Source organism: Streptomyces sp. NPDC091271 (assembly GCF_044757505.1).
In the GTDB taxonomy this organism is placed as follows: domain Bacteria; phylum Actinomycetota; class Actinomycetes; order Streptomycetales; family Streptomycetaceae; genus Streptomyces.
Genome location: NZ_JBIVVD010000002.1, coordinates 754,088 through 774,751, shown reverse-complemented (window position 1 = coordinate 774,751; position 20,664 = coordinate 754,088). Strand labels below are relative to the sequence as shown.

The window sequence follows — 20,664 nt, the reverse complement described above, 5'->3', positions numbered from 1 at the left end:
CACATGCCGGAATCCCGCGTCTTCGACTTGATCGTGGAACACGTCCGCGAGGTAATCCCCGAACTGGAGAACCACCGTTTCGAACCCTCCGATTCACTGCGCGACCTGGGGGCCAATTCCATCGACCGGGCCGAGATCATCATCATGACACTGGAATCGCTGTCGGTACGCATCCCCTTGGTCGAGCTGGCGGACGCGAAGAACATAGGCGAGCTGGCGGATCTCATCCATGACAAGTCCGCGGTCTGACACGCGCGATGTCGTCGTCACGGGCTTGGGCGTCACCACCGCGGTGGGGCAGGGCAAGGACGACTTCATCGCAGCGCTCCTCGACGGCCGCCATGCCTTCGGGGTCATGCAGCGCCCCGGGCGACAGGTGCCGGCCGGCTCGGCCGACGACACCGCGGCCTTCCTGGGCGCCGAAATGGGAGAGCCGGCCCTGCCCGGGAGCATGACGGCGCGCACCGTACGTACCGCGTCGCTCTCCGCCAAGGCAGCGCTGACCACCTTGCACGAGGCGTGGCACGAGGCCGGGCTGGACGCTGCCGATCCGTCCCGCATCGGCCTGGTGATCGGCGGATCCAATGTCCAGCAGCGCGAGTTGACCCTGCTGCACGCCCGCTACGCGGACCGGCCCGAGTTTCTGCGCCCGACGTACGGCATGGGCTTCATGGATTCGGACCTGTGCGGGTTCTGCACCGAGCAGTTCCCGATCCGAGGCTTCGCCCACACCCTCGGCGGAGCTTCGGCCAGCGGTCTGCTCGCGGTACTCCAAGCCGTGCGGGCGGTGCAGTCCGGCCAGGTCGACGTCTGCATCGCCCTGGGCGCGCTCATGGACCTGTCGTACTGGGAATGTCTGGCGTTCCGGGCCATGGGCGCCATGGGATCCCACCGCTGGGCCGATGATCCGGCCGCGGCCTGTCGCCCATTCGACCGGAACCACGACGGCTTCGTCTTCGGCGAAGCATGCGCCGCGATCGTGGTGGAGCGGGTGCACGGGCGCGGGCATCCGACGCCGTACGCGCGGTTCCGCGGCGGAGCCACGGCGATGGACGGCACCCGCAACCCGCACCCTTCACTGGAGGGAGAGGTGGCTGTCGTCGAGGGCGCACTGCGGGAAGCCGGCATGTCCGCGTCCGCCATCGACTACGTCAACCCGCACGGCACCGGATCGCCCACCGGGGATGCGGTCGAACTGCAGGCGCTGGCGCGCTGCGGGCTCACCCACGCCCGTATCAACGCGACCAAGTCGATCACCGGGCACGGGCTCGCCGCGGCCGGTGCCGTGGAGGTGGTGGCCACGCTCCTGCAGATGCGGGAGCAGAAGCTGCACCCGACCCGCAATCTGGACGATCCGCTGGACGCCGCCTTCCCCTGGGTGCGGGACAAGGCGGAGGACCACACCTTCCGCACGGCTGTCAGCCTGAGCATGGGCTTCGGCGGCATCAGCTCGGCGATCTGCCTCGAAGCATGGTGACGGCGAGCGCAGGGCGGAGCCACGACGCGGACCCCTCGAAAGCAGCGGAGATGACGAGACCGACCGTGTTCATGTACTCGGGGCAGGGCTCTCAGTACTTCCACATGTCCCGCGAACTCTACGAGCAGCACCCGCGCTACCGGCTGTGGCTGGACCACTGCGACGACATCGCCTTCCCGGTGCTCGGCAGGTCGGTGGTGGACACGCTCTTCGCCCCGGACCGGAGGAAGAGCGATCCGTTCGATTCGCTGGCGGACTCCAACGCGGCGCTGCTGTGCGTGGAGTACAGCCTCACCCAGGTCGTGCAGGAAATGGGGTACCAGCCCGACCTCCTGGTCGGCTACAGCCTGGGCGAGATCACCGCGGCCGTGGTCGCGGAGGCGCTCCCGCTGGAGGACGGGATCTCCTTCGCCGTGGACTTCGCACGGATGCTGGCCGAGCGGACCCCGCTGGCCGGCATGCTGGCAGTCCTCTGTTCGGAGGACATCCTGCGCAGCCACGCCGGGTTGTTCGCCGACTGCTGGGTCACGGGGCGCAATTTCGACGGCAACTTCGTGGTCAGCGGTCGGGTGGAGGCGGTGGCGCAGCTCGAAGACGCCCTGGGGCGGGAGTCCATCGTCTGCCAGCGCCTCCCGGTCAACTACGGTGTGCACACCCCCCTCATCAGCCCCGTCGAGGATCAGGTGCGCGCCCTCCTCGGCACCGCGAGCTTCGCCCCGCCGAAGATCCCGATGGTCTCGTCCGCGTCGACGGACCGGGTTGTCGAGCTGACGGCCGACGGCATCTGGGCGGCGATGAGACGTCCGGTGGACTTCGCGCAGACCATCGCCAAGATCACCGCTGACCGCGACGCGGCTTTCATCGATCTCGGGCCCAGCGCGACACTCGCGACGTTCGTGAAGTACATCCTGCCGCCGGACAGCGGCTCTACGCAGGTGCACACGATCAATCGGTTCGGACAGGACCTGAGCTCGCTCCGCGAGTTCCAGGCGCAGACAGCTGCAACCCGCGGCTGAGGACACGTCGCATTCCAGGAGGGACATCCGTTCATGTCGGACTTGAGTGCCATCAGGACCTATCGGGACGCCACCGCAATCATCACCGGTGCCGCGTCGGGCATCGGCCGCGCGCTGGCCGAGGAGCTCGTGGCCCGAGGCTGCGAGGTCGTCCTGGCCGATATGCAGCTCGAGCAAGCAGAAGAACTGGCCACCGCGCTGCGGGGGGCCGGCGGAAAGGCGACCGCCGTCTGGCTGGACGTCACCGACCACGCGAAGTTCGAACAGCTCGTCAAGGACACGGTCGCGCGCACCGGGCGCCTCGACTACCTCTTCAACAACGCCGGCATCAGCCACGGCATGGGTGCGGGCGCCCGGCATTATCAGATCGAGGACTGGCGGCGCATGATCGACGTCAATGTCCTCGGTGTCGTCAACGGCGTCCAGTCCGCCTACAACCTCATGATCGCCCAGGGATTCGGCCACATCGTGAACACCGCCTCCCTGGCAGGCCTGGTCCCGAGCGCGGGGACGACCTCGTATGTCACCACCAAGCACGCCGTCGTCGGGCTCTCGCACAACTTGCGCATCGAGGCGGCCCAGCTCGGAGTACGCGTGAGTGTGCTGTGCCCGGGCGTCATCCGGACCCCACTCATCGAGGGAGGAGTGTACGGCCGCAGCGTCGAGGGAGTGACCAGTGAGATGACACGGAAAATGTGGGAGGAGCAGAAACCGATCTCAGCGGAGGAATTCGTCAAGAAGTCCCTCGACGCGGTCGCCCGCAACAAGGGAATCATCGTGGTTCCCGCGGCCTGGAAGCTGTTCTGGTGGCTTTTCAGGTTGTCGCCGACTCTCTGCCTGAATATCGCGACCAAGAAGTTCCGGGACCTCGGAGGACACGTGACTTCCAGCAGTTGACCTCGGAAAGTACCGGGGAGCGAACCAAGAAATCTCTGCCGACAGTATGCGAACAGGGAGTACCGATATGACCCATGGGGCGTCCGATCCCCGGCCCAGGCCGATCCCGCGAGCCCAGGGCGGGTCAGCGAGTGTCTCCACGGCTGCTGCGCCCCCGTCTGCGGCCACCGACTGTTTCTACTCGACGGTATGGGTCGAGGCGGACGGGCCCTCGGGGGTTTCCCTGCCCGGTGCCCATCTGCTGCTGTCCGGTTCAGCCGTCGGTGTCGACCTGCCGGTCGGGTGGGTCAACCGCGTTGTGCGGGCCTCGGATTCGCTGGACGACGTGCTCGCCGAGCGCGCGTGGGGCTGTGTCGCGGTGCTGAGCGACGGGCGAGAGGCCGCTGTCCTGCTGGGGCTTCGAGTTTTGCAAGCCTGTTCGGAGGGGGCCCATTCGTCTCCGGGAAGAATCGTCTTCCTACCCGTGTCGGGTGCGGTCGACGATGCGGGATTGTGGGGGCTGTGCCGGACTGCCCGGCTGGAGCGGTCCGATCTGGCGGTCCACTGCATCGAAGCATCGGCGGAGCAGTTGTCACGAGCGCTGGCGCTGAGCCGGAGTGACCGATTGGAGGAGGAGTACCGGTTCACCGGGACTGGCGTCCTCGAAGTCCCGAGATTGCGACGACATGCCCTCGGCGACGGAGGCTTCGCCGCTTGTCCGGATGCGACGTATGTGGTGAGCGGAGGTACGGGCGCTCCGGGTCTGGTGGCGGCAGAGTTCCTGGTGGACCGGGGAGCGCGGCATCTGGTGCTGCTGTCCCCGTCGACGCGCGCCGAATCCCCGGTGCCGCCTGAGGTCGCGGAGTTGCGTCGGTCTGCGCGGGTCGAGTGCCTGACGTGTGATGTGAGTGATCTACGCAGTGTTCGGCGGGCGCAGGACGCCATGACGCGGGCCGGCCTGCCGCCGGTGGCCGGAGCGGTGCATGCTGCGGGTGTCCTGGCCGATGGCGATTTGGCACACCGGTCGGGGCCAGCGCTGAAGCAGGCCTACGGGGCCAAGGTCGACGGCGCGAGGAATCTGCGGAGTGTCTTTGCTCCGCCGGACTTTCTGGTGTTGTTCTCCTCGACCGCTTCGATCTTCGGCGCCATCGGCCAGGCACCGTATGCCGCGGCGAATGCGACGCTGGACGCCCTGGCCGAGTCGTGGTCGCTGCGGGGTGAACCCGTGCTCTCGATCCAGTGGGGCGCGTGGTCCGATATCGACATCACGGTGCGTCACAAGGCCGTCGAGGGCGCGAGGACCTCGGTTTTCGGAGAGATCGATAAGGTGCTGGGGACCACGGCATTGAACCGGCTGCTGGCCGGGCCCGAGCGCGGAACGGTCTGCGTTTCCCCCGTGGAGTGGGACAGGCTGACGCTGGCCAACCGTTTCGTGTCACGCTTCACCGCCCCCGCCCCCGCCCCCGCCCCCGCCCCCGCAACCGCAACCGCAACCGCCCGGCAGACAGCCGAGGCACCGGTGGCGGGACCGGGCGATGTCCCCGCGTCGAGGGAGCCGGATTCCCGGGTGGCCGCTGCTGCGCAGACACCGGCTTCTTCGCGTCTGCCGGTCCTCGTGATAGGGGCAGGCATGGGTGGTATCAGCTTCGCTCGCCGACTGGAAAAACTGGGCGTCGCAGCAGTCGTTCTGGAGAAGCGGGACTGTGTGGGCGGTGTGTGGAGCTCGCTTGCCAATGCGGATTCCAGAGTCCAGATCGACTCTCCGGCCTACAGCTTCGACAGCGCGTCGCCCACAGCGCGTGGTGACCACCGATGGCGAGCAGTGTTCCCCGGCAGGGACGAGGTCCTCCAGCAGTCGAGTTCCGTATCGTCCGAGCTGAAGGAGCCTGTTCACTTCAACTGCGAAGTGGTTTCCGTCAGGAAGGTCCAAGAGCAGGAGTACGAGGCCGAATACCTTCAGGGAGGCGTTGCCAAGTCCGTCCGAGTCTCAGGTGTCGCGGCGCTCACCGGCGGGCTGCACCGGCCCGTGGAGCATCGATTTCGTGAAGAGCATCTCTTCGCCGGGCATGTCGGGCTTGGGGTCGCCGATGACACGCCACCGGAAAAATTCAACGACGCATCCGTGGTGATCGTCGGACACGGCGCATTCGCCCTGGAGAACATGCGGACTGCCCTGGAGAACGGTGCGCGCCATGTGACGATCATCTGCCGGCGACGAAATCTGGTCGTGTCGACTCTCTGCAACTGGGTGATCAACTCGAGCGAGGGACCGACGCCGCTCAACGATGTGGTCGGCATCATGCGACCGTTCTATGACCTCTGCGGTATGGACATAGAGACTCTTCCTTCGCTCTCTCAAGAAGCGGACGGAAGTTTCGTGCTGGACCAGTCGACGGTCCCGGCGGCCTCGGATGTGTACTTCCTGGCGCAGGCGCTCGGGAAGGTGACGGTCGTGGAGAGCGAGATTGACCACCTGTCAACTCATTCGGTCATCACGGAGAACGGGAAGGAGGTGGAGGCCGATGTGCTGCTCAAATGCCTTGGATCACACACGGACCGGAGCATCCTGTCGAAGATCTTCGGCAAAGACAGCACAGTAGAAGGGCTCTGGGTCGACGGGGACCCCAACCTGTTCACCTACAACGACGGCGCGCAGATACCTCGGAGGGCGAAATCCCTGCTCTGTTCGAGCTATGTTTTCTTCCTGCAGGCATTCGCCGAAGCGTATCTGCATTTCCGGGACAACCCCGCCGAGCTGGAGGCCTTGTTCGCGAGGATTTCTGTCGAGAACTTGGAGAAGTCTTCCTCCGAGCGTTTGCTGGTGGAGTTGTGGGACTTCATCGAGCGGGCGAAGAAGAACGTTGCATCGCGAACCGTGGAGCTCTGCTCGTTCGACCGCTTCCAGAAGGAGAGGGAGGCGGAGTGGCAGATGTACGCCGGGTTGATGGGGGAATCGGCAACGGGGGGCGAAGGGCTTTGGGGTGTGATGGCCCCGACCATGGCGCTGCTTCACCGACGGAATCCTTCCTTTCCCGTGGAGCGACGTGTCAGGCACGCCGACTTCGGCTCCGTGAACATCTTTGTGCCGCGACGACATCGGGTGCTGTTCCTGCCGGGGCAGGGGACTGACGGACGTCTCGCGCGAGCCATGCTGAAGAGGACTGGTTGGACCAGGCGCGAAGACCTTGAGTTCGTCATTCCCGACGCGCCGTACCCGATGCCGGCGTTCGCCAGTGCGGAGCAACTCGAAATCCGGGGCCTGGACTCCTTGGCCGAGGAAGGTCTCTACGATGTGGCGGGTACCTACCGGGAGTGGAGAGCGGGTTTTTCGGAGCTGTGGCATAAATACCACGGCCTGCCGGCCGGCGTGGAAATTGCTGATCCTGAGGGGTCTTTGAACCAGGCCCTGCAGTACCTCAAGTCGGTTGCAGAGGGCCATGGGCCGATTGCGGGTGTTGCCGGGTTCGGTGAAGGTGCTGCGATTGCCTCTGCGGCTCTCCATCGTCAGGCTCTCGGGCGGGACGTGGGAATGGGTGATGTGCGGTTCTTCATCGCGATGTCCGCGTGGCGATCACCTGCCCATGAGCGGGCTGGGATATTCGAGAAGCCCCAGCCCATTGATGTTCCCGTGCTCCAGACGCTGGGTGAGAGAGAGGCGGATGTCTTCCAGGCTGCTGCTCCGGTATTCTCCCAGGACTTTCGCAGGGTGTTTGAATACAGGCACTTGGGAAAGCATGCCTACCCTTCGCTCACCCGCAGCCTCGATCAGAACCTCAATCGTCTGCTCGATGCCGCATTCACCCCCTCAGCTGTACTTTAGCCTCGATCTTTCGTACGCCCAGCAGAAATTGGAGGTCGGGCATGTAGGTGGTCGATCGTGGTTCGGAAGCTCGTCGTCGCCTGCCGGTGTGAGTCCGGTCCGGGGCGGGTGCGTCCTGCCATGCTGTAGCGGAAGACGTGGTCGAATGCCTGCTCCGAGGGGAAGTTGGTGTCCCAGACGTTGTTGTGAACCCACGAGAACACCGTGCCCGGCTCTTCCGGCGCCAGTGACTGCGGATACGGCACATAAGGCTGCCGCGTCAGACCGCCTCGAACGCCCGCCGGATCAACGACGGCGCCTTCTCCAGCCCCCGAGCCGAGTCGCATCTCCAGGTCGCCGGTCCCGAGCTGCCCCGCGCGGATGCCTCGATCGCCACAGCAGGGGCGGCTCGCTCGACCTGCCACTCCCGCGGGCGATCCCTGGTAGCCCCCTGCGCGGCGGTCACCCGGACACGTCGCCACGCAGCAGCAGGGCGGCCAGAGCCAGGGCGTTTCCTCGGGCGGAGGCGATGTCGAGCCCGGTGAGTTCTGTGATTCTGGCCAGCCGGTTGTCCACGGTGTTGGGATGCAGCCTGAGATGGCGTGCGGTGCTGCGCCGCTCGTTCCGGTGTTCGAGGTGGACGCGCAGGGTCTCGATGAGTTCGGGCCGGTCACCGACGGGGTCGAGAAGGGCTGCGATGCGGTCGCTGCTCTCATCGCGGCGCGAGAGGTGGTACTCCAGCAGGACATCGTCCATACGATGCAGGCCGGCCGGTCGTCCGCAGGCGCGGGCTACCCGGACGATGTCGGTGGCGGTCCGGGCCGCAGCCGGTACCTCCTGGGGAGCGCCGGCAGTGACTGCGGCAAGCCGCACGTCGTCGCCGCAGACCTGCCGGAGCCGGGTGGTCAGCCCCTCGCAGGCGCGGCCGCCGTCCGTGTCGTCGGGCCGCTGGGGAGCAATCACGTGACCTCCGCCGACGCTGAGCAGAGACACCGCCTCGGTGCCGAGTACGCGGTCGAGCACGGTCTGGATGCGGCGGACCTGGCGGCGGTCCGCGACGGCCGGGGCCGCCGGGCCCTGGCCGCGAGGTACATGCAGGTGAACGACGAGAGAGGGCCCTTCGAGGCCCAGTTCCTCGAAGGCCCGCGCTGGGGGCAGGGAACCGTCCAGCAGCCCGCGTACGAGGGAGCGGTGGTGCTCACGTCGTTCAGCGAAGAGCGCGGCCTGTTCATCGAGGTAGGTCTCGGCCACGGCGCCGATGATGGCCTCGTGGCCGCGCAGGAGGAAGTCGACGAGTTCGATGAGCGCGCCTTCCTCTCCGCTGATGGTCTCGTCCCGGAGGGCTTGCCACAGGACATAGACGCCCGTGGAGTGGCTGCGCAGAAGCGTGTGCAGGGGCATGCCCTCGTCGGCGCGCTGGGCGGCGCGTTCACGGAAGAGGGTGTAGTCCCCGGCGCGGCCCTGGGTGTCGCGTACCCGGCGCAGGAAGAGGCGCAGTCCGTTTCGGACCGTCGCGGCGATCTCCACGTCCTTCACATCGGAGGGGAGCTCGGGGTACCCCGGCAGCTGTTCGAAGGTCTCCCGGGTCATGCGGCGGGCGAGCTCGTTGACACGGGTTTCGCACCGGGCGGCGAGCGCCTGCGCGGCGGGTGACAGCGCCGGATACGCGCCGTGGCGTTCGGGCGGCAGTTCGTTCGGCACCAGGTGGCCTCTCCCCGAGGACTGTGACAGATCACAAGGTACGTCGTCTCCGACTGTGAGGGAGGACGGTGTCGACCTGTCGGGCGCCGACGCAGACTCTACGGACATCAGCGGGCCGCCGCAGTCGGTGGGAGGGGGCCCCAGCGTGACGTAGGAGGAGCCGATCACTATGACGGAACACAATTCCAGCGGTTACTTGGAGTACGCGGACCGGGTCTGGTCCGGCGAGGCGTCGCTACTGGCCCACTTCACGGGAGAGTTCGCCGGTGGCGGCCTTGTCCAGGTCGGTGAGCGGACCGGGTTCTTTCCTGCCTTCGCGAACGTGGCGGTCTTCGATACCGGGGACGGCCTGGTACTGATCGACTCGGGCGACTTCCGTACCGCCGCCCAGCTCCATGAGTCGGTGCGCGGCCACTCATCGGCTCCGGTGGCCGCGGTGGTGTACACCCACGGTCATGTGGATCACGTCTTCGGCGTGGGGCCCTTCGACAGGGAGGCCGCAGAGGCCGGGACGGCACGTCCTGAGGTTGTCGCGCACGAGGCGGTGGCTGCGCGATTCGACCGCTACCGCGAGACGGCGGGGTACAACACGTGGATCAACCGTCGGCAGTTCGGTGTGCCCTCCCTGCAGTGGCCGACGGAGTACCGCTACCCGGACACGACCTACCGCGACCGGCTGGCCGTGCGCAGGGGAGAGCTGACCTTCGAGCTGGTGCACGCCCGCGGTGAGACCGACGACCACACCTACGTGTGGATCCCGGAGCTGAAGACCCTGTGCACGGGCGACCTGTTCATCTGGAACTCGCCCAACGCCGGCAACCCCCAGAAGGTGCAGCGCTACCCGGTGGAATGGGCGCGGGCGCTGCGCGACATGCAGGACCTCGGAGCCGAGGTGCTGCTCCCCGGGCACGGTGTGCCGATCCTCGGCTCCGACCGCATCCGGCAGGCACTCGGCGACACCGCCGAGCTCCTCGAATCCCTGTGCACCCAGACGCGCGATCTGATGAATGCCGGCGCGCGTCTCGACGAGGTGCTGCACGGCGTGAAGGTCCCGCCGGGTCTCTTGGAGAAGCCGTACCTGCACCCTGCGTACGACGAGCCGGAGTTCGTCGTACGGAACCTGTGGCGCCTGTGGGGCGGCTGGTACGACCAGAACCCGGCGAACCTCAAGCCGGCCCCCGAAGCGGCGCTGGCCGCCGAACTCGCCGACGCGGCCGGCGGTGCGCAGGTGCTGGCGGGCCGGGCCGAGGAGTTGCTCGGCCGCGGGGAACTGCGGCTGGCCGCGCACCTGGCTGAGACCGCCGCGCTGGCCGCGCCGAACGACCGTGACGTGGCACGGATCCGGGCCGAGGTCTTCGCACGCCGGGCCGTGGGCGAGACCTCGACGATGGCGCGCGGCGTCTTCAACTGGGCAGCTGCCGAATCCGCCGCCGTCGCCGCGGGCACGGACGTCGCCACCGAACTGACACGCAGTGACGAGGGACGACGGCGGGCCGCGGGAGCCATCAGCGTGGGCGTCGTCGACGACGACACCTGCGGATGCGGCGTGCCTGCGGAAGACAGCACAGAGCAAGGAGGGTGATCGTGGAGACAAGGACTGCCGCAGCGCGGCGCCCAGGCCCGGCAGACCCATCGGCCGGCGGCCGGCAGGCATGGATGACCACCTGGCTGCTGCTGGTCTTCATGGTGGTGAACTTTGCCGACAAGGCCGTCCTGGGGCTCGCCGGGCCGGAGATCATGAAGGAATTCGGTCTGAGTCGCCAGGAGTTCGGCATGGCCCAGGCCGCCTTCTTCAGCCTCTTCTCGCTGTCAGCGCTGGGTGTCTCGTTCCTGACCCGCAAGGTGCGCACATCGGTGCTGCTCCTGGCGATGGGCCTGCTGTGGTCGGCCACCCAGCTGCCGATGCTCTGGGGCGCGGCGGGCTTCGGGATGCTGATTGCGACGAGGGTGCTGCTGGGCGTGGCCGAGGGGCCGTCGGCGCCCGTGGCGGTCCACCATGTGCACGGCTGGTTCGAGCAGCGGGAGCGCACCCTGCCGACGGCGATCCTCATGGTGGGGGCGGCGGCGGGGGTCGCGGTGGCGGCGCCCACGCTGGGTGCGGTGATCTCCCATTTCGGCTGGCGCTGGGCTTTCGGTGCGGCGGGACTCGCGGGTCTGCTGTGGGCGGCGGTCTGGGCGGTCAAGGGCAAGGAAGGGCCGCTGGCCCCGCCTGTCGGCCGTCAGGCTCGTGCGGCGGACGCCGGATCGGGGGCCGGGGAGGTACCGCTGCGGGCGGTCTTCCTCTCCGGCACGTTCATCACGGCAGCTTTGGGTGCGTTCGCGGCCTACTGGGTGATGAGCGCAAAGCTCACCTGGCTGCCGGACTATCTCCAGACGGTGGTGGGCTGGGACCTCGGGCAGGCCGGTGCGGCGGTCGGCGGGGGTGCTGTGGCCAATGGCGTGGTCCTGCTGGCGCACGGTCTGCTGGCACGCCGGGCAACCCTGCGCGGCACCGCAGGAAGGCTGCCCGAGGGTGCCGGTGCCGGTCTGCTGCTGGTGGCCTCGGCGGGTGCGGTGACCCTGTTCGCCACCGTCGACGTCCTGTACATCAAGGTCCCGATGATGTTCGGCCCCATGGCGGTCGCCCTGGTCATGATCACTGTCGCGCAGACGGCGATCGCGAGGATCACGCCACCTTCCCAGCGCGGCGTCGTACTCGGCGCCCTCGTGGCGGTCTTCGCTCTGGGTGGCGTGGTGTCGCCCCTGGTCCTCGGCTGGATCGTGGACAGCGCTGCGACAGCGACGACCGGCTATGAGAACGGCTGGCTCGTCACGGCCGCCCTGCTGCTGATCACCGGCATCCTGGCAGCCCTGTTCATGCGCCCGGAACGGGACGCACGGCGCCTCGGCGTCCCGGAGTCCCCGGTCACCGGGGTTCCCGTCAACCACTGACCGGCGGCCAACGGGTGAGACGGTCGCGGACCATTGGTTCCGCCCACCGGATGTACAGGCCCGCAAAAGGATTCTGATTGATCTCGGCATCCGAGTGACCTCCTTCCCGCCGGCGCACCGGTGCGCCGGGTGCCCGGGTTCGTGCACGGACCTGAACAGAACCCGACCCACCTCGGCGTGGTGGCCGCAAACTCAAGTAGCTGTGTTTTTAGGGGAATTGGGGGCAACTGTAGGGTGGGCCGGTCCATTCGGGGTCAGGCCACACGGCGACCGCTCGAAGGAGAGTCAGATGACGACGCAGTATGGCAACCGACCGACCGGGCAGCAGCCCCACAGTGCACCGCAGGGTACGGCGAGCGGCAACGTGCTGAGCATCATCGCGATGGTGCTGGGTGTGATCTCGCTACTCTTCCTGCCGATCGTCTTCGGTGTGATCGGCCTGATCCTGGCCATCGTCGCCAAGACCGTCCGGCACGAACGACTTGCCGTGCCGGCCATCGTGATCAGCGCTGTCGGCCTGGTCGGTGGCATGGTCCTCGGCGCTCTGCTGGCCTAGTGCATGAACTGAGTCGACACCGGTGGCACTTCGGCCGGTTGCTGTGCCACCGAATCGGTGGCGGCACAGCAACCGGCCGAAGTGCCACTCTCGGATTCCTGGCCGTGCAAACTGTCTCAGGTCATCAACCAGGACCAAGCGCCGCTCCACCAGCATCGCCGACTCGCCATTCTCCGGCGGGCACTCAACGACGACTCACTGCCCCTGCGGGCCCGGGTCGCCGCCGCGCTCGTTCTCCTCTACGCGCGACCCGTCACCAGCATCGTCCGCCTCACAGTCGACGACGTCCTCGACGCCGGGGCCACCGTCGCCGTCCGGCTGGGAGATCCGCCGTCCCCGCTCCCGGAGCCCGTGGCTGACCTCATGCGGGCCTACATCCCGTGCCGCCAACACCTGCCCTACGTCAGCAGCAGAAGTTCACAGTGGCTCTTCCCCGGCCGCCAGCCCGGACAGCCCATGAACCCGGTGAGCCTCCAAGTCCACCTGCGAGAGATCGGCGTCCCGCCGCAGCGCGGCAGGACCTCCGCGATCCGACAACTCGTCCTCCAGACCCCGGCTCGCGTCATCGCGAAGGCACTCGGCCACCACGACAAGACAGTCACCCGCCTGCTTACCGAAGCCGGAGGAACCTGGAGCCGATACGCCCCTGGCGACCACTCACGGTGACGTCAGGATTGACCTCACTGAGTCCAATTATGAAAGCGCGCCCGCTTGGGACCGCACGCGCCGTCGGCGAGGGCCTTGTCGTAAGCCCGCTGCATGGCGGCGTCGGCTTCGGCCTTCGGCGCGTTCATGGGGAGGTAGGCCCCGGAGTAGACGACGCACGAGGAGTCGTGGACCGGCCACAGCGCCCACGACCCGAACGCGACGACGGCGGCCATCACTGTGAGCACGGCTGTGACTCGGCGGCGCGGCGTGGAGAAAGAACGGGATATCACCAGCGGATGGTACGGAAGGGCGCACAGGCAGCGGTCGACTGGGGTCTTGTGCCAGCAGATGATGGCACCTTCGACGACCACACGGTGACACCACGACTGACCTCACCGAGGAATACGCGGCACCTCAACATGCGCGCCTACCAGTCCCGAGGTCGGAGTGGCGCCCGCGCGCCCGACGCCGCCGGACGACCACCTGATTCGGCCGGCCCCGGATGTACGGGGCAGGTGTCCTCGCCGTCAGGCGACGCCGTGGCGTTGGGCAGCCAGTCGGACCTCGGCGACCGCGCCCGGTTGTTCCAGCAGCATCGTTCCGGCTTCCTGCCCCAGGTGGTGAATGCGCAGGCGGGGACCGTCGACGATCACCCGGAGCTCGGGCCAGGGGTGCTTCCAAAGCAGCTCGGCGCGTTCCCACATCTCCACGCCGCGTGAGGTGACACGGAGGTGGTACTGCGCCCCGTCGTGGGGCGAAGGCGGGGTGTGCTCGGTGTACGGGGGCCGCACCGCGTAGGTGCCGATCACGCGTTCCCCGGGTTCCAGCCGGGCAGCGCGGATGCCGTCGATACGGCCGATCCTCGATCCGGTCCAGCCCGCGAGTCCGGTCGCGGGCAGGGCGAGTGCCAGTACCTGCCACCAGGACAGAACCCCCGCACCGAGACCGATCACCGTCGCGCCCGCGATGCCCGCGGACACGGTGACCCGGACTGTCCTAGTGCGCCGTATGACGGCGTTGTCCACGTCAATCCCCGTTCCCCCTGGTCCCTGGCCGCCCACGGGGTCGGCTCAGGGCGTCGTCGTCGCTGTCACCCTATTGCGGGCGGCCATGGCGCCGCCTGGCGGCTCTCTCAACTGATCGCTTGTGAGGGGCGGTAAGCGGAACTGCGCTACCGTGAATGGCTGTACGGAGGGCCCCCAAGGCCGTACTCCCACCTTCGATGGCCAGACACAACAGTGCCGTCGTTTGTCATCGTCATCCGCAAGCTAAGTGACTCGACGCGGGGTGGGACTTCCGCGTACGCCGTTGTCACCAGGCCGTCTTTAGTCAGGAGTCGCCGGAATGACGGTAAGTCTCCCGCGTTCGTTACAGGTACTGGGCATCGCCGTTGCCCAGCGACCAGTCCGCATTTGAGTTCTCCGTCAGTGCGATGAACATGTTACGTGGCTCAACCTTCGCGTATTCCTCGGCGAGTTCGGATATGCGCTGATACAACGCCCGTTTCTGGGCGTCTGGACGGCCCGCGCGCAAGGTGATGGCCACGTACACGATGCCGTCATCGCGGGGTACGCCGAGATAGGTGCCGTGGCGTAGCAGCCCCTGCCGTCCGTCATGGCCGGTCAGGATCTGAAAGCGGTCCTCGTCAGGGAAGCCCATTGTCTCGCCGAGCGCCTCATGAACGGCCCGTCCCAGAGCCTTCAGCCGCGCTGTGTCGCAGTGCATGGCGTCGATGCGGACGAGTGGCATGGCACGTGCCTCCAAGATCGGTCTGCGAAGCTGTACCTACTGTACATACCAGTAGGTACAGACACCTGTTCCCGGCGTCAAGGGCCGTCGGCAAGTGGTGCGGCGCCGGCCCCAGGCGGTCGGACCCGACGGTGAGCGTGGCCGTCGGGTTTCTGAGGCGTCCACAGCCGGTGGAGGCGGTCGCCGACGCGAGGCAGGCCCGGGTCCCGAGAGACCCGCCGGTGTCTTTGCGAGATGCAGCGGGTACTGAGTGCCGGCGCGGCAAAGTCGGCAAGTGGCGCATCTCGAATTGCTGGTCATCATGGAACGTGGTGGCCGGAAGAAACAGATGTATGTGTCAGGTGCATGCCGATTCCAGCCGAGGAGGAACGTTGAGTGACTTCAGCGGTGCGAAAGATCCGGACAGTGACACAGCCGCAGCAGTGAAGCGGACGGCGCAGGACAAGGCCGGCGAGGGTGTTGGGCTGGTGAGTGACAAGGCGGCCGACGCGGCCGGTACGGCCAAGGAGCGTGCGGGAGACGTAGCAGACGAGGCTTCGTCCCAGGTCCGGGACGTCGCGGGCGAGCTGCGCGATCAACTTCAGGATCAGGCGCGTACCCAGACGCAGCGCCTCGCTCAGAGCGTCCGTCAGCTCGCGGACGAGCTGGGCACCATGGGGGAGAGCGGTGAGCAGGGTTCACCTGCCACGAAGGCGGTGAGGCAGGTAGCCGATCGCGGGCACAACGTGGCAGCGAAGCTGGAGGACCGAGGCCCGCAAGGACTCATCAGTGACCTCCAGGACTTCGCGCGTCGCCGTCCCGGCGTGTTCCTTGCCGGTGCCGCTCTGGCCGGGTTCGCAACAGCCCGTCTCGGCAAAGGAGTGAAGTCCGCAAGCAACGGTCCGGCGTCCCACACAGGCGACGGCGGTGGCGACCGTTCCGCGCTGGGAGCGCGGGAAAACGGATGGCCGACCGCTGTCACGGACGGTCAGACACATAGCGTGGCGGACCCTGCAGGCTCCTACGACCAGGAGCACCCCACTCCGTCCTATGGCGGATCGGTTTCCCCCGGACCGCTCCCGGTCACGGACCCGTATCCGAACCCCGACCCGCAGCAGCCGTAAGGGGAGCTGAGCCGTGGCTATTTTCTCTTCGCAGAACGCCACCGCCTCACAGGACGGCGCTCCGTCCGGCTCACATCGGGCCCCGTCGGCGGACCCCTCCATCGGGGAACTGGTAGGCGACATCAGTGACGACCTGACCCAGCTGGTGCGGGGCGAGATCGAACTGGCGAAGGCAGAACTCAAGCAGGAGGCGACAAAGGCCGGCAAGGCCGGGGGCATGCTCGCCGGCTCCGGGTACGCCGGGCATTTGGTGCTGCTGATGGGCAGCCTGGCCGCGATCTTCGGGTTGGCGCACGTGGTCGACCTTGCCTGGGCCGCGCTCATCGTGACCGGGGTCTGGGCGCTGGTGGGCGGTGTGCTCTTCGTGATGGGCCGCAAACGCATGCGCGCGGTGCAGGTGAAGCCCGAACGAACCGCGGAAACGTTGAAGGAGGATGCCCGATGGGCACGGACCCGGACGAACTGAAGACCGAGGTGGAAGACACCCGGGCGCGCCTGGCGCACAACGTCGATCGCCTCGCGGACAAGGCGACGCCAAGAAAGGTAGCGCGGCGTAAGGCGGATGCCGCGCAGCACCGGCTGACCGGATTGAAGGAGCGTGTGATGGGATCGGCCGACCACCCTCAGGGCGGACAGCCTGGGCAGAAGGCGCAGGGTCTTGCACAAAGTGCAGGTGACGCCGCCGGCCAGGCCCAGGACACCGTCCGCCACACAGCTGATCAGGTCGGTCAGTCCGTGAAGGAAGCCCCAGATCAGATAGCCGAACAAACCCAAGGCAGTCCTCTCGCCGCCGGGATCATCGCGTTCGGCGCCGGCATGCTCGCCGCAGCCCTGCTCCCGGCTTCTGAGGCCGAGGAACGGATCGGTTCTCAGCTCCGCGAGCACTCCGATGAACTGCTGCAACCTGCCAAGGAGACGGCGCAGGAAGTTGCGACGGATCTCAAGGAAGGTATGCGTCAGCCGGCAACGGAAGCAGTGGAATCGGTGAAGAGCACGGCGCAGGACGCCGCCGAAGCCACCAAGCAGCAGGCTCAGGCCTCCGGCCAGGAGGCCGCCACGGGATTGCGCGAGGTCGGCCAGGACGCTGCCCGAGAGGCCCGTGACCAAGCAGGCCAGGGGCGAGCCTGAATTCCGACGGCAGGGGCCCGCCAACACACCTGAGGCCGGACGAGCACGGGTCGTGTGAGACGGGCTTCGTCAGAGAACTGCTTCGGACAGGGGTACACAGTCATGCATCAGTCTGGCAAGCCTCCCCAGTCACCGACGCAAGTCAGCAAAACCTCGTGGGCGCACGTGCTGAAACGCACGGTCAAGGAATTCAAGCGGGACGAGCTGACGGACAGGGCGGCCGGGCTGACCTATTACGGCATCCTGGCTCTGTTCCCCGCCCTGCTGGTGCTGGTCGCCCTGTTGGGCATTGCGGGGGACTCCGCTACCAAAACCGTTCTGGAGAACATCCAGAAGCTGGCACCAGGCTCGGCCCGCGACGTGCTCACGAACGCGGTGACGCAGTTGCAGTCCAGTGGTGGCACCAGCACTGTGCTCGCCATCGTGGGCCTGCTGGGCGCCTTGTGGTCCGCCTCCGGGTACATCGCCGCCTTCATTCGCGCGTCCAACGTCGTCTATGACGTGCCGGAGGGGCGGCCGGCGTGGAAGATTCTCCCGGTGCGTGTGGGCCTGACTCTCGCGCTGATGATCCTGGCCTGCGTCAGCGCACTGATCGTCGTGCTCTCAGGAGGCTTGGCTCGCCAGCTGGGCACGGCGTTGGGTGTAGGGGACACCGCCATGACTGTCTGGTCCATCGCGAAGTGGCCCGTCCTCGTGGTGCTGGTGGCCATCATGCTGGCGATCTTGTACTGGGCCGCACCGAACGCCAAGGGCCGCGGCTTCAAGTTCATCTCGCTCGGCAGCCTTCTGGCATTGCTGATCTGGATGATCGCATCGGCCGGCTTCGCGATCTACGTCGCGAACTTCGGCTCCTACAACAAGACGTACGGAGCCCTCGCAGGCGTCATCATCTTCCTTGTCTGGCTATGGATCACAAACCTGGCGATCCTTCTGGGGCTCGAGTTCGATGCGGAGATGGCACGCGAACGAGCCATCGTCGGCGGCCACCCGACGGACGAAGAGCCCTACGTGGAGCCACGCGACACCCAGAAATGGACCGATGACGACCACCGGTCCGCAGGGCATACCGACCGGCCGCAGTGAGTCTTCGCCATCTTCGAACATGCAGGTCGGAAGCTCTGGCGTGGCGCTGGCTCGGGACACTCAAGGCTGAGCCGCTCGCGGCGGCGCGGCCCGAAGGGCACATCAGGCCCCAGCGTCATCTCCTGGTGCGGTACGTCTCGCGTACCACGGCCGGCGACGGCGTCCGCGAGGGGCGCAGCCAGGTCTCCGGTGTATGTAGTGTGCGGAAATGACAAGAAGCGAGCGACTCGCGGACCAGTTGGACTGGTACTGGAGCAAGAACCTGCGGCCACGGCTGGAGGGTCTTTCCGACGAGGAGTACTTCTGGGAGCCGGTGCGCGGCTGCTGGAGCATCCGCCCACGTGGCACGTCGGCCGCACCGATGTCGGAAGGTTCGGGGGAATGGACGATGGACTTCGCGTCCCCTGCCCCGGTGCCTGCGCCGGTGACCACGATTGCCTGGCGGCTGGCGCACATCATCGTCTCCTGCCTGGGCTATCGGGTCGGATGGCACTTCGGCGGCCAGGATCTCGAGTCCCAGGCATTCGCCTACGCGGGGACCGCTGACGAGGCGCTGGAACAGCTCGATGAGATGTATGGGAGATGGAACGCGGGGGTCCGCGAGCTCTCGGACGCTGACCTGGACACTCCGCCCACGGTGGGTCCCGAGCGGTTTCCCATGGAGAACAGGGTCCTGCACGTCAACAGGGAGCTGATCCATCACGGCGCCGAGATTTCCCTGCTGCGCGACCTCTACCGCTGGCAGGACGGAGTCGTACCGCGCCGAATATGACTGATCATCTGTCAGCGTGAGAGCCCGAGAGGGATACGGTCAGGCCCCTGGCGACGCCGGGCTTGTCAGGGTGGCGGTCGCTCGGCTGCTCAGCTGCGCTCTGCGATGGAGCCACAACGTCCCGAAAGCCGGGAGGCGTCTCAGGATGCGGTGTCCGGTGGATCTGTGCCGAGGCGGATGTGGGCGGTGACCCACTTTCCGGGTGGGGCGGAGCGTACGTCCATGGTCTGGGCGAGCGCCGTGATGATTTCCAAGCCGTGCTGCCCGATGCGCTCCGGGTCCGCGCTTCGGGCCTCGGGTAGCACGGGAGCGCTGTCCCAGACGTCGAGGTGCAGGGTCGGGCCGACGATCTGGAGTCTCAGGAGAGCTGGGCCGGGAGCGTACTTGCGTGCGTTGGTCACCAGTTCACTGACGATCAGTTGAGTGATCTCCAGGGTCTCGGTGGTGACATCGACCTTGTGCTGGTCTCTCAACGTGTTCAGGAAGCCGGCCGCGAAGTGGCGGGCCTGAGAGATCCCGGCCCCCCTCTCATTCAGCACGAGGGCGGCTGTCAGCGGAGGCGGGTAGGCGTCGTCAGCCAGATCCGCAAGGATTTCATCCATCATCAATGCCTTCTTCCATGGCATCTCGCCTGCCCGTTGACCCGCCGCCTATACGCTCCGGCATCTGAGGCCGCACCATAACCCGCGGCGCTGACAGTCCTCCGGTACGGGCATGGGGAGCTGCGCACTCGTCGTCCGCGCGCGCTCGTGCGCACCCGCCCGGGCAGTCAGGGCACTGGCCGATCCTCCGCATGAACACTTTGCTCATGTCTGGCGTGGCCGTGCACCGCAGGGGTAAGCGCAGCAGCACAGCTGCGGGAGAGCCGCAGAAGAGTCCGGGGCAGGAGGACGAACGCATGACGATCACCGTGGGGACTACGGCCGCGAAACCGGGCACCGCCGTAGGTACTGCTCCTGCGGGACTTCCCCGAATTGCACATCCGAGGAACGTCGCGCCGAAGGACGCCCGTGCCCTGGGCAAGCTGTTCTTCGAGCAGATGCAGGCCCTCGAGGAAGGCACCCACGAGTACCAGTACGCGCGCAACACCCTGATCGAGATGAACCTGTCCCTGGTGCAGTTCGCCGCCCAGCGCTTCCGCAACCGCGGCGACGACCAGATGGAAGACATCATCCAGGTCGGGACCATCGGCCTCATCAAGGCGATCGACCGCTTCGAGCTCTCCCGCGAGGTCGAGTTCACGACCTTCGCCATCCCTTACGTCGTGGGTGAGATCAAGCGCTTCTTCCGCGACACCACCTGGGCTGTCCACGTGCCCCGGCGGCTGCAGGAACTCCGGGTGACTCTGGCCAAGGCCAAGGAAGAGCTCGCCGGCACGCTGGACCGCGACCCCGGCGTCGCCGAACTCGCCACGCACCTGGACATCCCCGAGGAAGAGATCATCGAGGGCCTCGTCGCCACCAACGGGTATACCGCCGGATCCATAGACATGCCCCTGGGAGGAACGGACCTGGGGGACGAGGGCGGCACCACCTACGCCGAAATCACCGGTGGCTGGGACCCCGCCATGGAACTGGTGGAGAACCTCCACGCCCTGGCGCCCCTCCTTGCCACGCTGGAGCACCGCGAGCGAGACATCATCGAACTGCGCTTCGGCCAAGAGATGACCCAGTCCCAGATCGGCGACCGCCTTGGGCTCTCCCAGATGCACGTCTCACGCCTGCTCACCCGCATCCTCGCCAAGCTCCGCGAAGGCATGCTCACCCAGGACTGACAGCCACCGCCGGCCCAGCGGCCACAGCGGGGACCGGGTCGACCGGTTCAA

General features: G+C 67.1%; 20 protein-coding genes. 15 read left to right on the top strand and 5 right to left on the bottom strand.

The window, feature by feature from the left end:
- Positions 1-3: 3 nt before the first annotated feature.
- The 5 genes from ACIQM3_RS10835 (at position 4) to ACIQM3_RS10815 (ending at position 7,189) form a co-directional block, all read left to right on the top strand.
- The gene (locus tag ACIQM3_RS10835) at positions 4-249 is read left to right on the top strand and encodes an acyl carrier protein (RefSeq protein ID WP_401621844.1); all 246 of its coding nucleotides are present in this window, start codon (positions 4-6) and stop codon (positions 247-249) included.
- Complete coding sequence (locus ACIQM3_RS10830) at positions 230-1,477, top strand: beta-ketoacyl synthase N-terminal-like domain-containing protein (protein ID WP_401621841.1); 1,248 nt, start codon at positions 230-232, stop codon at positions 1,475-1,477. The genes ACIQM3_RS10835 and ACIQM3_RS10830 overlap by 20 nt, the downstream gene beginning before the upstream one ends.
- A 50-nt stretch (positions 1,478-1,527) precedes the next feature.
- Complete coding sequence (locus ACIQM3_RS10825; protein ID WP_401621838.1) at positions 1,528-2,493, top strand: acyltransferase domain-containing protein; 966 nt, start codon at positions 1,528-1,530, stop codon at positions 2,491-2,493.
- A 33-nt stretch (positions 2,494-2,526) separates the two neighbouring features.
- Positions 2,527-3,390, top strand: a complete 864-nt coding sequence (locus ACIQM3_RS10820) for an SDR family NAD(P)-dependent oxidoreductase (RefSeq protein WP_401621835.1) — start codon at positions 2,527-2,529, stop codon at positions 3,388-3,390.
- Positions 3,391-3,457: 67 nt separating this feature from the next.
- The gene (locus ACIQM3_RS10815) at positions 3,458-7,189 is read left to right on the top strand and encodes a KR domain-containing protein (protein WP_401621832.1); all 3,732 of its coding nucleotides are present in this window, start codon (positions 3,458-3,460) and stop codon (positions 7,187-7,189) included.
- Positions 7,190-7,630: 441 nt separating this feature from the next.
- Here ACIQM3_RS10815 and ACIQM3_RS10810 read toward each other — a convergent pair whose 3' ends face one another.
- The gene (locus ACIQM3_RS10810; protein WP_401621829.1) at positions 7,631-8,869 is read right to left on the bottom strand and encodes a PucR family transcriptional regulator; all 1,239 of its coding nucleotides are present in this window, start codon (positions 8,867-8,869) and stop codon (positions 7,631-7,633) included.
- A 169-nt stretch (positions 8,870-9,038) separates the two neighbouring features.
- Here ACIQM3_RS10810 and ACIQM3_RS10805 point away from each other — a divergent pair, with 169 nt between their 5' ends.
- From ACIQM3_RS10805 to ACIQM3_RS10790, 4 genes are all read left to right on the top strand, one after another.
- On the top strand, positions 9,039-10,451 hold the full coding sequence (locus ACIQM3_RS10805) for an alkyl sulfatase dimerization domain-containing protein (RefSeq protein WP_401621826.1): 1,413 nt from the start codon (positions 9,039-9,041) through the stop codon (positions 10,449-10,451).
- 74 nt (positions 10,452-10,525) lie between these two features.
- Positions 10,526-11,800: an MFS transporter gene (locus ACIQM3_RS10800; RefSeq protein WP_401621823.1), complete on the top strand. Its 1,275-nt coding sequence runs from the start codon at positions 10,526-10,528 to the stop codon at positions 11,798-11,800.
- Positions 11,801-12,089: 289 nt separating this feature from the next.
- On the top strand, positions 12,090-12,356 hold the full coding sequence (locus ACIQM3_RS10795; RefSeq protein ID WP_401621820.1) for a hypothetical protein: 267 nt from the start codon (positions 12,090-12,092) through the stop codon (positions 12,354-12,356).
- Positions 12,357-12,437: 81 nt separating this feature from the next.
- On the top strand, positions 12,438-13,022 hold the full coding sequence (locus tag ACIQM3_RS10790; protein WP_401621818.1) for a hypothetical protein: 585 nt from the start codon (positions 12,438-12,440) through the stop codon (positions 13,020-13,022).
- Between the two features lie 14 nt (positions 13,023-13,036).
- On the opposite strand, the gene ACIQM3_RS10785 is transcribed toward ACIQM3_RS10790, so the two are convergent.
- The 3 genes from ACIQM3_RS10785 to ACIQM3_RS10775 all read right to left on the bottom strand — a co-directional run bounded on the left by ACIQM3_RS10785 (position 13,037) and on the right by ACIQM3_RS10775 (position 14,753).
- A complete protein-coding gene (locus ACIQM3_RS10785; RefSeq protein WP_401621815.1) occupies positions 13,037-13,294 on the bottom strand; it encodes a hypothetical protein in 258 nt (85 codons plus the stop codon).
- 237 nt (positions 13,295-13,531) lie between these two features.
- Positions 13,532-13,984 (bottom strand): hypothetical protein, encoded by a 453-nt coding sequence (locus ACIQM3_RS10780; RefSeq protein WP_401621812.1) that lies wholly within the window; start codon positions 13,982-13,984, stop codon positions 13,532-13,534.
- A 388-nt stretch (positions 13,985-14,372) separates the two neighbouring features.
- On the bottom strand, positions 14,373-14,753 hold the full coding sequence (locus ACIQM3_RS10775; RefSeq protein ID WP_401621809.1) for a tautomerase family protein: 381 nt from the start codon (positions 14,751-14,753) through the stop codon (positions 14,373-14,375).
- A 221-nt stretch (positions 14,754-14,974) separates the two neighbouring features.
- Between ACIQM3_RS10775 and ACIQM3_RS10770 the strand changes: the two genes are divergently transcribed.
- The 5 genes from ACIQM3_RS10770 to ACIQM3_RS10750 all read left to right on the top strand — a co-directional run bounded on the left by ACIQM3_RS10770 (position 14,975) and on the right by ACIQM3_RS10750 (position 18,839).
- A complete protein-coding gene (locus ACIQM3_RS10770; RefSeq protein WP_401621806.1) occupies positions 14,975-15,856 on the top strand; it encodes a hypothetical protein in 882 nt (293 codons plus the stop codon).
- A 13-nt stretch (positions 15,857-15,869) separates the two neighbouring features.
- Positions 15,870-16,322 carry a phage holin family protein gene (locus tag ACIQM3_RS10765; protein WP_401621803.1) on the top strand — a complete coding sequence of 151 codons (453 nt, stop codon included), beginning with the start codon at positions 15,870-15,872 and terminating at the stop codon, positions 16,320-16,322.
- Positions 16,298-16,984 (top strand): DUF3618 domain-containing protein, encoded by a 687-nt coding sequence (locus ACIQM3_RS10760; RefSeq protein WP_401621800.1) that lies wholly within the window; start codon positions 16,298-16,300, stop codon positions 16,982-16,984. The genes ACIQM3_RS10765 and ACIQM3_RS10760 overlap by 25 nt, the downstream gene beginning before the upstream one ends.
- A gap of 102 nt (positions 16,985-17,086) precedes the next feature.
- Positions 17,087-18,067 carry a YihY/virulence factor BrkB family protein gene (locus ACIQM3_RS10755; RefSeq protein WP_401621797.1) on the top strand — a complete coding sequence of 327 codons (981 nt, stop codon included), beginning with the start codon at positions 17,087-17,089 and terminating at the stop codon, positions 18,065-18,067.
- A gap of 208 nt (positions 18,068-18,275) precedes the next feature.
- A complete protein-coding gene (locus ACIQM3_RS10750; protein ID WP_401621794.1) occupies positions 18,276-18,839 on the top strand; it encodes a DinB family protein in 564 nt (187 codons plus the stop codon).
- A gap of 140 nt (positions 18,840-18,979) precedes the next feature.
- Here ACIQM3_RS10750 and ACIQM3_RS10745 read toward each other — a convergent pair whose 3' ends face one another.
- Positions 18,980-19,465: an ATP-binding protein gene (locus ACIQM3_RS10745; RefSeq protein WP_401621792.1), complete on the bottom strand. Its 486-nt coding sequence runs from the start codon at positions 19,463-19,465 to the stop codon at positions 18,980-18,982.
- Positions 19,466-19,737: 272 nt separating this feature from the next.
- On the opposite strand from ACIQM3_RS10745, the gene ACIQM3_RS10740 reads away from it, so the two are divergent.
- Positions 19,738-20,613, top strand: coding sequence for an RNA polymerase sigma factor SigF (locus ACIQM3_RS10740; RefSeq protein ID WP_401621789.1), 876 nt, complete (start codon positions 19,738-19,740; stop codon positions 20,611-20,613).
- The last annotated feature ends 51 nt before the right edge of the window (positions 20,614-20,664 follow it).

Bases quoted from the DNA above. Each gene is read 5' to 3' on its own strand.
- ACIQM3_RS10835 (WP_401621844.1), top strand. From the start codon at position 4: ATGCCGGAATCCCGCGTCTTCGACTTGATCGTGGAACACGTCCGCGAG.
- ACIQM3_RS10830 (WP_401621841.1), top strand. From the start codon at position 230: ATGACAAGTCCGCGGTCTGACACGCGCGATGTCGTCGTCACGGGCTTG.
- ACIQM3_RS10825 (WP_401621838.1), top strand. From the start codon at position 1,528: ATGACGAGACCGACCGTGTTCATGTACTCGGGGCAGGGCTCTCAGTAC.
- ACIQM3_RS10820 (WP_401621835.1), top strand. From the start codon at position 2,527: ATGTCGGACTTGAGTGCCATCAGGACCTATCGGGACGCCACCGCAATC.
- ACIQM3_RS10815 (WP_401621832.1), top strand. From the start codon at position 3,458: ATGACCCATGGGGCGTCCGATCCCCGGCCCAGGCCGATCCCGCGAGCC.
- ACIQM3_RS10805 (WP_401621826.1), top strand. From the start codon at position 9,039: ATGACGGAACACAATTCCAGCGGTTACTTGGAGTACGCGGACCGGGTC.
- ACIQM3_RS10800 (WP_401621823.1), top strand. From the start codon at position 10,526: ATGACCACCTGGCTGCTGCTGGTCTTCATGGTGGTGAACTTTGCCGAC.
- ACIQM3_RS10795 (WP_401621820.1), top strand. From the start codon at position 12,090: ATGACGACGCAGTATGGCAACCGACCGACCGGGCAGCAGCCCCACAGT.
- ACIQM3_RS10775 (WP_401621809.1), bottom strand. From the start codon at position 14,753: ATGCCACTCGTCCGCATCGACGCCATGCACTGCGACACAGCGCGGCTG.
- ACIQM3_RS10760 (WP_401621800.1), top strand. From the start codon at position 16,298: ATGGGCACGGACCCGGACGAACTGAAGACCGAGGTGGAAGACACCCGG.
- ACIQM3_RS10755 (WP_401621797.1), top strand. From the start codon at position 17,087: ATGCATCAGTCTGGCAAGCCTCCCCAGTCACCGACGCAAGTCAGCAAA.
- ACIQM3_RS10750 (WP_401621794.1), top strand. From the start codon at position 18,276: ATGACAAGAAGCGAGCGACTCGCGGACCAGTTGGACTGGTACTGGAGC.
- ACIQM3_RS10745 (WP_401621792.1), bottom strand. From the start codon at position 19,465: ATGCCATGGAAGAAGGCATTGATGATGGATGAAATCCTTGCGGATCTG.
- ACIQM3_RS10740 (WP_401621789.1), top strand. From the start codon at position 19,738: ATGACGATCACCGTGGGGACTACGGCCGCGAAACCGGGCACCGCCGTA.